This window comes from Prochlorococcus sp. MIT 1201 (assembly GCF_047303415.1).
Lineage (GTDB): Bacteria > Cyanobacteriota > Cyanobacteriia > PCC-6307 > Cyanobiaceae > Prochlorococcus > Prochlorococcus marinus_D.
This window is the reverse complement of record NZ_CP138947.1, coordinates 1,990,954-2,004,598: the sequence shown is the minus strand read 5'-3', so window position 1 is coordinate 2,004,598 and position 13,645 is coordinate 1,990,954. Positions and strand designations below refer to the sequence as shown.

Annotated in this window: 14 protein-coding genes, 1 tRNA gene and 1 other RNA gene; 10 read left to right on the top strand and 6 right to left on the bottom strand. The window is 53.4% G+C overall.

Annotated features, from left to right (window positions below):
- Positions 1 to 2: 2 nt before the first annotated feature.
- Positions 3 to 245, bottom strand: a complete 243-nt coding sequence (gene acpP / locus SIB41_RS09690; RefSeq protein ID WP_011131320.1) for an acyl carrier protein — start codon at positions 243 to 245, stop codon at positions 3 to 5.
- A 138-nt stretch (positions 246 to 383) separates the two neighbouring features.
- On the opposite strand from acpP, the gene psaC reads away from it, so the two are divergent.
- Together psaC and glmS are read left to right on the top strand one after the other, a co-directional pair.
- Positions 384 to 629, top strand: a complete 246-nt coding sequence (psaC, locus tag SIB41_RS09685) for a photosystem I iron-sulfur center protein PsaC (protein WP_011827179.1) — start codon at positions 384 to 386, stop codon at positions 627 to 629.
- An 85-nt stretch (positions 630 to 714) separates the two neighbouring features.
- On the top strand, positions 715 to 2,619 hold the full coding sequence (gene glmS, locus SIB41_RS09680) for a glutamine--fructose-6-phosphate transaminase (isomerizing) (RefSeq protein WP_413358501.1): 1,905 nt from the start codon (positions 715 to 717) through the stop codon (positions 2,617 to 2,619).
- A gap of 14 nt (positions 2,620 to 2,633) precedes the next feature.
- On the opposite strand, the gene SIB41_RS09675 is transcribed toward glmS, so the two are convergent.
- Both SIB41_RS09675 and rimM read right to left on the bottom strand, forming a co-directional pair.
- Positions 2,634 to 4,088, bottom strand: a complete 1,455-nt coding sequence (locus SIB41_RS09675; protein ID WP_413358499.1) for a mannose-1-phosphate guanylyltransferase/mannose-6-phosphate isomerase — start codon at positions 4,086 to 4,088, stop codon at positions 2,634 to 2,636.
- Between the two features lie 56 nt (positions 4,089 to 4,144).
- Positions 4,145 to 4,690, bottom strand: coding sequence for a ribosome maturation factor RimM (gene rimM / locus SIB41_RS09670; RefSeq protein WP_413358497.1), 546 nt, complete (start codon positions 4,688 to 4,690; stop codon positions 4,145 to 4,147).
- Between the two features lie 41 nt (positions 4,691 to 4,731).
- On the opposite strand from rimM, the gene SIB41_RS09665 reads away from it, so the two are divergent.
- Positions 4,732 to 4,917, top strand: a complete 186-nt coding sequence (locus SIB41_RS09665) for an NAD(P)H dehydrogenase subunit NdhS (RefSeq protein WP_063416920.1) — start codon at positions 4,732 to 4,734, stop codon at positions 4,915 to 4,917.
- A gap of 43 nt (positions 4,918 to 4,960) precedes the next feature.
- Here the strand turns inward: SIB41_RS09665 and rnc are convergent, their stop codons facing one another.
- Together rnc and rnpB are read right to left on the bottom strand one after the other, a co-directional pair.
- Positions 4,961 to 5,806, bottom strand: a complete 846-nt coding sequence (gene rnc, locus SIB41_RS09660; RefSeq protein WP_413358495.1) for a ribonuclease III — start codon at positions 5,804 to 5,806, stop codon at positions 4,961 to 4,963.
- Positions 5,807 to 5,865: 59 nt separating this feature from the next.
- Positions 5,866 to 6,267: RNase P RNA component class A (rnpB, locus tag SIB41_RS09655), an RNA gene on the bottom strand.
- Between the two features lie 38 nt (positions 6,268 to 6,305).
- On the opposite strand from rnpB, the gene SIB41_RS09650 reads away from it, so the two are divergent.
- From SIB41_RS09650 to SIB41_RS09640, 3 genes are all read left to right on the top strand, one after another.
- Positions 6,306 to 6,379, top strand: a tRNA-Arg gene (locus SIB41_RS09650).
- Positions 6,380 to 6,473: 94 nt separating this feature from the next.
- Entirely contained in the window at positions 6,474 to 6,803 is a 330-nt protein-coding gene (locus tag SIB41_RS09645; protein WP_011827172.1) for a hypothetical protein, read from the top strand.
- Positions 6,804 to 6,840: 37 nt separating this feature from the next.
- Positions 6,841 to 7,299: a hypothetical protein gene (locus SIB41_RS09640; RefSeq protein ID WP_413358493.1), complete on the top strand. Its 459-nt coding sequence runs from the start codon at positions 6,841 to 6,843 to the stop codon at positions 7,297 to 7,299.
- Between the two features lie 28 nt (positions 7,300 to 7,327).
- Here SIB41_RS09640 and SIB41_RS09635 read toward each other — a convergent pair whose 3' ends face one another.
- Positions 7,328 to 9,853: a glycogen/starch/alpha-glucan phosphorylase gene (locus SIB41_RS09635; protein WP_413358491.1), complete on the bottom strand. Its 2,526-nt coding sequence runs from the start codon at positions 9,851 to 9,853 to the stop codon at positions 7,328 to 7,330.
- Between the two features lie 120 nt (positions 9,854 to 9,973).
- Here SIB41_RS09635 and SIB41_RS09630 point away from each other — a divergent pair, with 120 nt between their 5' ends.
- From SIB41_RS09630 to SIB41_RS09615, 4 genes are all read left to right on the top strand, one after another.
- A complete protein-coding gene (locus SIB41_RS09630) occupies positions 9,974 to 10,267 on the top strand; it encodes a hypothetical protein (RefSeq protein WP_413358489.1) in 294 nt (97 codons plus the stop codon).
- Positions 10,212 to 11,585, top strand: a complete 1,374-nt coding sequence (locus SIB41_RS09625; protein WP_413358486.1) for a cation:proton antiporter — start codon at positions 10,212 to 10,214, stop codon at positions 11,583 to 11,585. Before SIB41_RS09630 ends, SIB41_RS09625 begins: the two co-directional genes overlap by 56 nt.
- Positions 11,586 to 11,659: 74 nt before the next feature.
- Positions 11,660 to 12,619 (top strand): alpha/beta fold hydrolase, encoded by a 960-nt coding sequence (locus tag SIB41_RS09620; RefSeq protein ID WP_413358483.1) that lies wholly within the window; start codon positions 11,660 to 11,662, stop codon positions 12,617 to 12,619.
- Between the two features lie 7 nt (positions 12,620 to 12,626).
- A complete protein-coding gene (locus SIB41_RS09615) occupies positions 12,627 to 13,493 on the top strand; it encodes a galactose mutarotase (RefSeq protein ID WP_413358481.1) in 867 nt (288 codons plus the stop codon).
- The last annotated feature ends 152 nt before the right edge of the window (positions 13,494 to 13,645 follow it).

The window sequence follows — 13,645 nt, the reverse complement described above, 5'->3', positions numbered from 1 at the left end:
CCTCAGGCTTGCTTGTCTTCGATGTACTTGACGGCGTCACCGACGGTTGTGATGCCCTCAGCCGCCTCGTCGGGGATCTCGATGTCGAAGGCCTCTTCGAGGGCCATCACGAGTTCCACGGTGTCTAGGGAGTCGGCACCAAGGTCGTTCTGAAAACTCGATTCTGGCTTCACTTCGCCGGCCTCAACACTCAGTTGCTCCGTAACGATTGAACGGACTTTCTCAAGGATCGCTTCCTGGGACATAGCCGTGAAGACGGGACGACGCATCCTACGAGCTGGCGGTAGTGGGGTTAACAACGGTGACGGCAACACGTCGAACTTGTCTCAATAGGAGTCTTGCCAGTTACCGTTAATTCAAGCCTTTTGTTCCGGACCAGGCTCATGTCTCACGCTGTCAAGATTTACGACACATGCATTGGTTGCACCCAATGCGTTCGTGCATGCCCTCTCGATGTTCTCGAGATGGTTCCCTGGGATGGCCATAAATCCGGCCAGATCGCTGCATCTCCTCGCACTGAAGATTGTGTGGGATGCAAGCGATGCGAAACCGCCTGCCCCACTGATTTCCTTAGCATTCGGGTTTATTTAGGCGACGAGACCACGCGCAGTATGGGTCTGGCTTACTGATCTGAGTTCAACGTCTCAGTTTCAGTTGGCCCTGTTTTGCGCATCTACCCCATAAGCTCAGCCCGGCAGGTGCCGGGCTTTTTTTATGTGCGGAATCGTTGCGGTTATTGGCTCCCGTGAGGCGGCCCCGTTGCTGTTAGAAGGGCTTAGGCAGCTCGAATACCGCGGTTACGACTCTGCTGGTCTTGCCACTGTTGAGCTGTTAGCTGAGGATGGTTCAAGTCGACTCACCTGCCAGCGGGCTCAAGGAAAGCTGGTAAACCTCACAGAATGTGTGGAAGAGAAGGGTGCGCCAGGGCATTGCGGCATCGGCCACACCCGTTGGGCCACCCATGGCAAACCTGAAGAGCGCAATGCTCATCCCCATAGGGATGGCTCTGGTCTTGTGGCGGTAGTGCAGAACGGCATTATCGAGAATCACCGTTCTCTCCGCGAGGCACTTGAGGCTGAAGGGGTGAGGTTTGTTTCAGAGACAGATACGGAAGTCATTCCTCATCTCATCTCGCTTGAACTTCGTGCTCTGCAGGTTCAGGGCCGAGTCGTTAATGGAAGGATGTTGTTAGAGGCTGTGCAACGGGTGTTGCCTCAGTTGAAGGGTGCCTATGCCCTTGCAGTGGTTTGGGGGGAAGTACCAGGTGCTCTTGTCGTCGCACGCAAGCAGGCACCGCTGTTGATTGGTCTTGGCGAAGGTGAATTCCTCTGTGCAAGTGATACGCCAGCTTTGGCAGGCTTCACGCGCACGATTCTTCCTATGGAAGATGGAGAGGTGGCCTTGCTCACGCCTTTGGGGATTGAGCTTTATGACGCACAAGGCGAACGGCAGCAGCGAAGCCCTTCACTGCTCAGTGGCGGTGATCAAGTGGCCGATAAACGTCACTTCCGTCATTTCATGCTGAAGGAAATCCACGAGCAGCCTGAGACTGCGGAGCTGTGGTTAGCACGTCATCTGCCTCCAGATCTTTCGTCTGATGATCCTGTGGCTTTGCCCTTCGATCATTCCTTTTATGGCGATCTAGAGCGAATTCAGATTTTGGCCTGTGGCACGAGTCGTCATGCGGCACTTGTAGGGGCCTATTTGTTGGAGCAGTTCGCGGGAATTCCCACTTCTGTCTTTTACGCAAGTGAGTTTCGCTATGCACCGCCTCCACTAGCACCCCACACACTCACGATTGGGGTGACCCAGTCTGGTGAGACCGCTGATACTCTCGCGGCATTGGCGATGGATGCTCAGCGTAGGCAGGCTCATGGGGAGCCTGCATTTGCGCCTCGCCAGTTAGGGGTCACGAATCGGCCAGAAAGCTCCCTGACTCGTCAGGTTCCATACATTCTCGAAATCGGTGCAGGGATTGAAGTGGGGGTGGCAGCTACAAAGACCTTCTTGGGGCAGTTGTTGGCTTTTTATGGGCTTGCGTTGGCATTTGCTGCTCGTCGTAGTCACCGTTCAGTGACTGAGATTGCCAACCTAAAAGAGGAACTAAAGGCTTTACCGCATCAGCTGCACTCGCTGGTGGAGCTTCATGATCAACGCTGCGAAGTTTTAGCTAATCGCTTCGCTGATACTCAGGATGTGATCTTTTTGGGTCGTGGCATCAACTATCCCATTGCTCTCGAGGGGGCTCTCAAGCTTAAGGAGATCAGCTATATCCATGCAGAGGGCTACCCAGCTGGGGAAATGAAGCATGGACCTATTGCTTTGCTCGACGCGCATGTGCCGGTCGTCTCGATTGCGATGCCGGGAGTGGTTTTTGAGAAGGTGCTCAGCAATGCACAGGAGGCGAAAGCTCGTGATGCAAAGCTGATCGGTGTGGCGCCGGAGTGTCCTGATACGGACTTGTTTGATGCTTTACTTCCTGTCCCTGAGGTGAGCGAGTGGATCAGCCCCCTGCTCACACTTGTTCCGATACAGCTACTGAGCTATCACATTGCAGCTCATCGAGGCTTGGACGTTGATCAGCCACGCAACTTGGCCAAAAGCGTCACGGTGGAATAGAGCAGTGGAATAGATCAATTGATGATCATTTTTTCGCTACGTCCGTAACGATCTTCAAAGCGGACTATGTCGTCTTCGCCTAAGTAAGGGCCACTTTGCACCTCTATTAATTCCATTGGCATTCGTCCAGGATTGGTGAGTCGGTGCTTGCAGCCCAATGGGATGTAGGTGCTCTGGTTCTCGCCTACTAATTGGCGCGCTCCGTCTCTTTCAACTAAGGCGGTTCCTTTGACTACGATCCAGTGCTCAGCACGGTGATGGTGCATTTGTAGGGAGAGGCTTGCACCGGGTTTCACCTCGATACGTTTGACCTGCCAACGGCTGTCTTCAACTACAGAGGTGTAATGCCCCCAAGGGCGATAGATCTTGCGGTGAGCCTTGCCTTCTGGGCTTCCGTCTGCTTCTAGTTGTTTGACAATAGTTTTTACGTCTTGGGCTTTACTTCGCTCGGCAATAAGTACAGCATCGTCGGTTTCGACTACGACCAGGTTCTCTACTCCTAGGCCTACCACCAGGCGATGTTCGCTACGTAGGTAACAATTTCGACTGCTTTCAGCGATGACATGACCTCGTAGCACGTTGCCGTTCAGATCTCGATCAGTGGTGTCCCATAAGGCACTCCAGCTGCCCACGTCACTCCAGCCAGCATCGAGAGGCAGCACAGTGCCCAGTTCGGTTTGCTCCATAACTGCCACATCGATAGCGATGTTGGGACATTTAGCGAAGGCCTCACGTTCCAGCCGTAAGAAGTCAAGGTCGGGCACTTCCTGCTCCAGGGCAGCACGGCAACAGCTCACCACCTCGGGAGATAGTCGCTCCAGCTCGCTAAGTATGGCGCTCGCTTTGAACATAAACATGCCACTGTTCCAGGTGAAGCATCCATTTGCGAGGAACTGCTCAGCGGCGATGCGATCCGGTTTTTCCACAAACCTGGCAATGGGTACGGCTTTGGGTTCACCGTTGCCGAATGATTCTGCTGCTTCGATATATCCGTAACCTGTTTCAGGGGCGGTGGGCACGATGCCGAAGGTCACAAGTCGCCCGGCTTCTGCGGGGATGCGACCGGCTTCGATGACATGACGGAACTGGGTTGCATTGCGTATGACATGGTCTGCAGCCAGAACTAGCAGGATCGGATCTTCGCCTCGTTCTGTGGCTTGCAGTGCCGCCACTGTTACTGCTGGAGCGGTATTGCGACCCATGGGCTCGAGCAGGATTGCATTGGGCTCCACATCGATTTGGCGCATCTGCTCGGCCACGATGAAGCGATGCTCTTCGTTGCAGATCAGTAGTGGCGCACTAAGCCCCTCGATGCCTTTAAGTCTTTGTTGTGTTTGCTGAAGCAGCGTTTCTTCACTGGAGCCGCTTAGAGCCCAGTACTGCTTGGGGTAGCTCGCGCGCGACAGCGGCCAAAGGCGGGTACCTGTTCCCCCACAGAGGATTACTGGAATCAGGGGGGGGGTGGCCACGGTTTGCTACTTCAGTGTTCCCAGAATCGCTTAGATATCTTGCTTCTGTCGATTGGTTAGAGCTCTAGCAGTCCAGGAGGTGGGGTGAGTCGGAGCCAGCCTTGATTGAGTTGCACTTCTGGAACGATGGCTTCCACGAATGGAACCAGAACCCGCCTTCCTGTCAGTAATTCGATCTCGAGGAGGTCGTTCCCGGCGGTGGTGAGGTCGATCACATGACCGATTGCAGGGCCTTCGGCTTGCAAACGGGCTTCGAGGCCGACTAAATCAAGCAGGTGAAACTCGCCTTCGGCCAGGCTAGGACGATCACTTGAAGGCACCAGTAGTTTTTGGCCTACAAGCGCTTCGGCCGCATTGCGATTGTTCACCCCAGCAAATTTCACGACATAGAGCGACCTGCCAGGTAGTTGACGTCCAGTCAGCAATTCAATAGGTCGGGGCTCACCATTGCGTTCTTTGAGCCAGCGTTGACCAGGAAGAGTGAAGCGTTCAGGGAAGTCACTGCTGGGGTTGATGCGTAGTTCACCTTGCATTCCTTGGGCGGCCACCAGTTTTCCCACGGTGAGCCAGTCTTCGTCGCCGTTCATGGGCGGAGAAAGCATTTCTGCTGATAATGGCGCTAAGACTGCCAAAAGCTGATCTCATGGCCTCTGTAGAAGCACCGATCTTGCCTGGTTCCAATGTGGTTGTGAACGAGATTCGCTCGATCTACAACGGCTATAGCGGATGTGTGCAACGTATCAGTGGAGATCGAGCTGCGGTGTTGTTTGAGGGGGGGAACTGGGACAAGTTGGTCACGATCCCTCTGAAACATCTTTTGCTGGCTTGAGGTTTTTGGCAGTCCCTTCACTGCTGCCACTGATTTTCTCTAGTCAGCAAGGAGATTGATCTCCATCTTTCAGGAGCATGGCTTTCTGTTCAGTGCGGCTTGAGTTGTCGTTAGCTGATTGGGTGAGTGCCTGTAGTGAGTGGCGGGCTGCCTCTTGCTCGGCATTGCGGCGGGAGCCTCCCCAACCCTCTCCAATTGGCCGATCATCGAGATGAACTTGGCAAACATAACGTTGAGGATCGCCATGTTGCTTGCTTCGTTCTGCACATTCGTAGCGGGGTAGCCCGAGCCCCCGTGCCTGGCTCCATTCCTGCAGCGCGGATTTGCTGTTCAGTCGATGAGGATCGGCTAGAACCGCACTGCTTGCCTCTTGCCAGTGAGGTGTGAGCCAGTGGTGGATTGGCTCAAGGCTTTGCCAGCACTCATAGAGCGCTCCAATCAACGCTTCGGTTGCTTCAGCCTGCAGGGTGGGTTTAGCAGAGGCATCCCCTGCAGCCATGGGTCCGATGATGAGTACTGCTTCGATGCCGATACGTTGACCGACTTCGGCTAGCCAGCGATCACTCACAAGGTGAGCTCTTAATGCCGAGCGCTCGCCTACATTCATGCGCGGGAAGTGGCGATCGATATACTCCGAGGCGGCTAGCCGCAGAACTGCGTCGCCAAGGAATTCCAGGCGCTCGTGGTTGGTTATTTCTTGAGCTGAGGTGTGCGTCAGTGCTTCATCGAGAATGGCTAAACCTCTCGGTTCAGTTCCAGGGCAGCTTTTTGATCGTGCAGGATCCACCAGCGCGAGTTTCTTTAGCAGGTTTTGCAGTTGCTGGACCCGCTCGTTAGAGAGGTTTTTTGGGGTTGTTCGGGATGTTTTCGTCTTCGATCGATGAGTCATCACGCTAAGGATGGATTGTCTGGCCTTCTCTGCAGATTGATCAACAGCGTTAGGGAAGAGGGTGAAAGCAGGTCGTAAGCCGGGTTCTGTTCACTGCTCAAGAGCAGTGGGTGCTCATCTATCTAGGACCGCCGTTACCGACGGCCTCAAGCGGCGCATTTATGTGGAACGTGGCAGATGGCCAGCCATCGCCCCTTGGCCTTGCTCCCAACCGGGGTTTACCGAGCCAGCACCTCTCGATGCTGCTGGTGCGCTCTTACCGCACCTTTGCACCCTTGCCTGTGCCCGGAGTAAAAACCCATGAGGCCATCGGCGGTGTTTTTCTGTGGCACTCTCCTCACGGTCACCCGCACTGGGCATTACCCAGCAAGTCTGGCCATCGGGGAGCCCGGACTTTCCTCAACCAAGCTCGTCTTGCCAATGGCAATGACGACTTGATCGCAAACACCTCACCTGCTTTCAGCTTCCATCATGCATTGAGGGCATAATTCCCTGTGATGGGGCTGTAGCTCAGCCGGATAGAGCGACGGTTTCCTAAACCGTAGGTCGTGGGTTCGAGTCCCGCCAGCCCCGTTTTTTGCCAACTGTTCGCGGTAGCCGGTACTACATCTGGTGGGCTAGGCAAATGCCACGCTCTCGCTAGTGTTGATTCGGTGGATCAGGCGTCATGACCCAGCTTCACGATCTGCGGCTACGGCTACTTGTGCAGCAGGAAAGCGAGAGCATTGCAAATTCACAACCCATGGACCTGGACCTCTCTGTGGTTCAGGCACGCTGCCTCTGTTGGTTGGCTCTATTGGCTGAGGCTCATGAAGATCAGGCCAGTGATGCTGAACGTCGAGGTGATACCGAGCAGGCGATGGGTTGGTTTGCTGATTCGATGCGACTTCGCGACGTGATCCAGGTGGTGTCCACCATTGAGATTCCCTTGCCGGCTCCAGGCGATACAGATTCGGGGGAGGGCAGTTTTTCAAGCGAGCCTCCTCTTGCGGCTTAGTAGATGCCATGATGGGATCTGAGCTAGACGGAGTGCGGTGCCTGAAGAGCCCTGTCAATGCCCTGACTGTCAAAGGTTTTACCGGGAGCATGATCGGCTGATTCGTGAGTGCCCTACCTTGCGTCATCAGCAGGAGCTCAATTGGGCTGCTTTGCAGTCTTTTCGAACACTTTCTGGTCGTGTTCTTGAAGATCTGCAGAAGCAATATGGCTCCCAAGCCAATGAGGCTGCTAATAGTCACGCCACTCCTGTTAGTGGGGGAGAAGAGCCAGCTGATGCAATCCAGCAATCGATCGCTGATTTGGAGAACATCAATGCGCACCTGTTTTCCATTGAAGCCCTGATGGAACGCATCTTTGATGTGAAGGTGCCAGAAGCTGTTGAGCAGAAATTCCGAGAACTTGCAGGTGAACTAGCTCCAGATCCTCTCAATGCAGATCGGCTTCGCCTCAACCGTCTTCTGCATCAGACCCCTGATTTGCCTGATCGCAATTAGCTTTCCTAATCCATCGTTTATTGATTCTTCAGGGCACATCGCAGGTAATTTCTACAGGGAAGGGCTCAGCTTTCCAGATTGTCTGACAGTAGTCTTGGATTGAGCGGTCTGAGGAGAAGAAGCCAGTCCTTGCGGTGTTTAACAGTGACATCCGGTTCCATTGTTTCCGGTTGGTCCAGGCTTGGTTGACCTCGTCCTGGGCGCGCAGATAATCGGCGAAATCGGCTAATACGAAGAATGGATCGAAGCCAGTTAGGTTGTCGAGCAGGGGGCGGAACAGTTCTCCATCGCCGTTGCTGAAATGGCCAAGGCCGATCAGCCTTAAGGCGTCCGCTAGCTCGGGCAAGGTTTCAACAATTTGCCTGGGTCGATAACCCTTGGTTTGGAGTTCCATGATTTCCGTCTCGGTTTTGCCAAACAGGAAGAAGTTCTCAGGGCCGACTCGCTCACGGATTTCAACGTTGGCACCATCAAGGGTGCCGATGGTGAGAGCTCCGTTCATCGCGAACTTCATGTTGCCGGTGCCTGAAGCTTCCTTGCCTGCGGTTGAGACCTGTTCGGAGAGGTCTGAGGCGGGATAAATCTGCTCAGCGAGTTTTACGTTGTAGTCAGGTAGGAAAACGACCCGAAGGCGGCCCTCCATATCGGGATCAGCGTTGATTGTTTCGGCAATGCCATTGATGAAGCGGATGATCAGTTTGGCCATGTAGTAGCCAGGTGCTGCCTTGCCTCCAAAGATCACGGTGCGCGGAGCCATTCCCTTGGCCTGGCCGTTCTTGATGCGCAGGTAGTGGGTGATCACCTGCAGGGCATTGAGGTGTTGGCGTTTGTATTCATGGATTCGTTTGACCTGCACATCGAAGAGGCTCGAAGGATCCACCAGAACACCGGTTTGTCGATGGATGTAACCGGCAAGTTTGCGCTTCACCGAAAGTTTGGTTGCTCCCCATTGCTCTAGGAAGGCGGTGTCATGTTGCCGCTCCTCCAGCTTGGTGAGTAATTCCATGTTGGTGATCCATTCAGGACCAACGTGTTCATCGAGTAATCGTGAGAGGGCTGGGTTTGCAAGGGCTACCCAGCGCCGCGGCGTGACGCCATTCGTGACATTGGTGAATTTCTCCGGCCAGATCTCAGCGAATTCCGGCATCAGCTGTCGCTTCAACAGATCAGAGTGCAACGCCGCAACACCGTTCACATGATGGGCTGCAATGGTGGCCAAGTTCGCCATGCGCACGGCCTTGCCACCATCCTCATCGATGATCGATAATTTTCTCTGGATAGCATCATTGCCTGGGTAACGCAGGCGTACCTGTTGTAGGAAGCGGCGGTTGATCTCATAGATCAGCTCAAGGTGCCGGGGCAGCAGGCTGGCAAAGCGAGTGAGATCCCACTTCTCTAGGGCTTCTGGCAACAACGTGTGGTTGGTGTATGCGACTGAGCGGGTCGTGATGTCCCAGGCGGTGTCCCAATCCAGATAGTGCTCATCAATGAGCAGTCGCATCAGCTCTGCTACTGCAATCGCCGGGTGGGTGTCGTTGAGCTGAACGGTCCAGTGATTAGGGAACTCTTCAATGGGAATGCCTCGGTTTCCAAGACTGCGCAGCATGTCTTGGAGGGAGCAGCTCACAAAGAAGTGTTGCTGCTTGAGGCGCAGGCGGCGTCCTTCATCGGTGCCGTCATTGGGATAGAGCACCTTGGAAAGGGTTTCTGAACCAACCTTTTCTTCCACAGCGCCGTAGTAGTCACCGATGTTGAAGGCGTAGAAATCAAAGCTTTCAGTCGCGTCTGCTCGCCAGAGGCGTAGGCGGTTACAGGTGTTGACCCGATAGCCAAGGACCGGCACATCGTGGGGAATGCCGATGGCATGCTCGGAGGGGATCCAGCGTGAGCGGTAGTTGCCCTTGCCGTCGGTGTAGCTCTCGGTGCGACCACCAAAGCCCACGAAGCAGGCCTCCTCGGGTTGGGGGAGTTCCCATGGCCAACCACCCTTGAGCCATTTGTCTGTGACCTCTACCTGCCAGCCATCTCGGATCAACTGGTTGAAGATGCCGAATTCGTAGCGGATTCCATAGCCGATAGCTGGCACCTGCAGGCTGGCCAGTGATTCCATGTAGCAGGCGGCAAGACGGCCTAGACCTCCATTGCCGAGACCGGGCTCTTCCTCGACCTCAAGGATCTGATCGAGTGATTCGATCCGGAAGCGGCGTAAAGCTTGCTCTGCGATTTCTTTCGAGATGCCAAGGTTGAGCAGGTTGCTGTTGAGCTGCGGACCGATGAGAAATTCAGCAGATAGATAGGCCACCGTCTTGTGGGGTCTGGCTCGGATTGCCTCAAGACTTGCCAGGTAGCGAGTCATCAGCCGATCCCGCACGGCATAACTCAGGGCCATGTAGAGATCATGGTTACTTGCTGTGGGAGCAAGTTTTCCGAGGGTAAAGAACAGATGTTCTGTCATCCCGTCGAATACAGCATCGGCATCCAGCCCGGCTCGTTCAGGGTCGGCGAAGCACCCCGGAGTGGGCAGGCGTAGATCTAGGGGGTGGGAGCTGCTCATGACGGCGGAGAGAAAATAATGTTGGAGGGCTGGAGGCTCTCCTTGTAAGGGGTATTAAGGGAACGAGTAATCAGGCGGAGCAGGAGTCAGTGGCCAATCGGCAGCTCAAAAGGTGTCAAGGTGATTGATTGGTTCATCCTCGTCACGTGTGTTGAGGATGCTCATTCTCTTGAGGCGAAGGGTTTAGGCCATCGAACCCAGCTGGGGAATCTCTGGAAGTTAGCTGCGATGTGCGGCTTGTTTGCCCTAGCAACCGCACATCAACACCTGCAGGTTCTCCTCACGCTTCGTTTTGAGTACACCAAAGCAGGATTTGCCTTTCCTTTAATCTCGCTCACAAAGACTGAAATCCGGCTCCATGGTTTTGCATTCAGTGTTGTCCGTGCTGAGCAGCCACGACGTGGAGGTGGCTGAAACTTTGATCGGTGTGCTGAATTTCTTGCTGATTTTTGTTGCAGCACGCACTCTGGCTGAGCTTTTGGTGCGTTTGCATCTACCTACGATCGTCGGCGAACTGCTGGCAGGGGTTCTGATCGGGGCCTCAGGTTTGCATCTATTGGTGCCGCCGAGTACTCATTCTCATTTGAATGAGGGTTTGGTCAGCCTGATCAGCGCTTTGGCCTCGATTCCTCCTGAGGCCGTACCAGACCTCTATTACGAAACCTTCCCCTCTCTGCAAGCGGTTGCCACGCTCGGCTTGTATGCCCTGCTTTTCCTCACCGGGTTGGAAAGTGAGTTGGAAGAGTTGGTCGCTGTAGGAGTCCAGGCCTTCACAGTGGCCATGGCTGGCGTGGTGCTGCCTTTTGCCTTAGGCACCTTTGGTTTGATGGTTCTCTTCCAGGTGGAATTGATCCCGGCGATTTTTGCTGGTGCTTCGATGACTGCTACCAGCATCGGCATCACTGCCAGTGTGTTTGGCGAACTCGGTTATCTCAAAACGCGAGAGGGCCAGATCGTCATTGGTGCGGCTGTGCTTGATGACATCCTTGGCATTGTGATCCTGGCTGTTGTTGTGGCCTTGGCCACAGGAGGAAACCTCGAGATTGCCCCGATTGTGAAACTTGTCGTAGCAGCGACAGTGTTTGTGGTCTTAGCAATCGTGCTTAGCCGTACTGCGGCTCCAGCCTTTGATTGGGTGATCGACCGACTTAAAGCGCCTGGAGCGGTTGTTGTTGCCTCGTTTGTGATTCTTGTGCTGTGTTGCTTTATCGCTACGGCGATTGGTTTGGAAGCCGCTTTGGGGGCCTTTGCCGCTGGATTGATCCTCAGCAGCTCGAAGAACAATCACGCGATTCAGCAGTCGGTTTTGCCGATCGTGACCCTCTTCGCCACGATTTTCTTTGTTTTGGTTGGCGCTGGCATGGATCTTTCAGTGATCAATCCTCTGGATCCTGCGAGCCGCTCTGCACTCGTTGTGGCTGGCTTCCTGGTTGTTGTAGCGATTGTGGGCAAGATTGCTGCTGGTTGGGCTTTCTGGATTGACAAACCCACCAATCGTTTGGTTGTTGGTCTTGGCATGATGCCTCGCGGTGAAGTTGGTTTGATTTTTCTTGGGCTGGGTACAAGCGCCGGACTGCTTTCTCCTTCTTTAGAAGCTGCCGTTCTATTGATGGTGATTAGCACCACCTTCCTTGCACCGTTGCTTTTGCGTTTGGTGCTTAAAGACAAAACGCCTGGAGGCGGCAACTCCATCCCTGATGAGGTTGCTGCCAATCCTGTTGGCCTGGTTTAGTGCAGCTTTTTTGATTGCATAGCCCTGATAAGTAAAAGAATTGCCTACCATCAACTTTCGCCACCGTCGCCGTTGTGACGTCAGCTCCATCTGCCGTTCTTAATGCTTCCTGGAGCCATCTGGGGCACGATGTTCATTGCTTACAACGCATCCCAGATCAGGATGTTGAGCATGGGGGACGCCAACGGCCGGCATTGTTGTTGGTGCATGGTTTCGGGGCTTCTACCGATCACTGGCGCCACAACATTCCCAAGCTTTCTCTCACCCATGAGGTGCATGCCATAGACCTGCTTGGCTTTGGTCGTAGTGCCAAACCTGGTGGGCTCGATTATGGCGGGGACCTTTGGAAAGACCAGTTGGTTGCATATGTCAATGAGCGGATTGGAAGGCCCACTGTGATTGTTGGCAATTCGCTGGGAGGTTATGCAGCCTTGGCTGCAGCTGCTGCTCTTGAATCGCAATCGGCCGGAGTGGTTTTACTGAATGCTGCTGGTTATTTCAGTGATGAGAAGTCTTCTCCAAAACCAAAAGACATGAGTTCGAGGCTTCGCCAGATGATTGGGCAAGGTCTTTCAAGGGATCTTGTGGTGAAGTGGTTGATATATCCCTTGATCCAGAGAATGATCTTTGAGAATCTGCGCAGGCCTGGTGTCATTCGCAAGACTCTCCAGCAGGTTTATATAGACCCTGCCAATGTTGATGATGATCTAATTGAGTCGATTCGTAGGCCTTCTCTGGATCCAGGCGCATTCCAAGTGTTTCGCAATGTTTTTCAGGCACGTGGGCTTAGGGGTAAGGCTATTGATGAATTGTTCAATGATTTGCAAGCTCCTCTTTTATTGCTCTGGGGTGATGGTGATCCTTGGTTGAGGAATGCAAAAGCTAAGCAAGATAAGTTTCGCACATATGCCAGAGAAGCTTCTTTGGAAGTGAAAGAGGTGCTTTTAAATGCTGGACATTGCCCTCATGATGAGGTGCCTGACTTGGTGAATTCTGAATTGCTGGAGTGGCTAAATGGTTTGAGTATTGCTTGAATTAGGAATGATTGAAGGCCATAGTTCTCCTCTTCTACGCAAGCAGAGTCCCTATCCTCATTGGCAGTATCTGCACCCAGAAAGTGGTGATCGTTTGCGGATTGTGCCTGAGCGAGGTGGTTTAGTAACTGATTGGTGTTGTAATGGCCATGAGCTGCTCTATTTGGATCAGGAGCGTTTTGCAGATCCAGAGAAAAGTATTCGCGGAGGCATTCCAGTGTTGTTTCCCATCTGCGGAAACCTGCCAGACGATTTATTATCCTTGCCAAGTGGTGAGTTCATTCTTAAACAGCATGGTTTTGCTAGGGATCAGCCCTGGGAATTGCAGTTATTAGAAGATCACAGTGGCGTGAAGCTTAGCCTTGGTGATAGTGAAGAGACGCGTGCTGCTTATCCATTTGCTTTTTTGCTTGAGATGGTGGTGCGTCCGATTCGCAATGCTTTAGAGATCGAGGTAAATGTACATAACCGTAGTCAAGTTGCGATGCCCTTCAGTTTTGGTTTACACCCTTATTTCAAGGTGACTGATTTGAACAAGGTTCGCCTCGAAGGCTTACCAAATTCATGTCTCAATCATTTGCAGATGGCAGAAGCTGAAACCTCCATCCAATTGGCAGCTTTAACTGAGGGGGTGGACTTCTTGACTCGCCCTGCGGGGCCAGTCACCCTTGTGGATGAAGCCTGTGAGAGATCTCTGCAGCTTCAGCATGAGAATCCCATGGATCTCACTGTGGTGTGGACTGATCCACCGCGGCAGATGGTATGCCTTGAGCCTTGGACTGGGCCGCGTGAGGCTTTGATTAGTGGGGATCGAAAGTTGGAGATCGAAGCTGGTGGCCAGCAGAGGCTGAGATGTGCCTTGGTTAATTGTTGATCCATTTTCCCTATTGATGCAACTTTAATCCCCAGTGAAAATATCTTCATTTTCAGATTGAGTACGCATAGTCTGAATTGATATTGGCTGGCCAAGCTTCTGCCTTTTGGCTCGTATTCGGCCATGCCATAAGATTTAAATTAATCTACCTT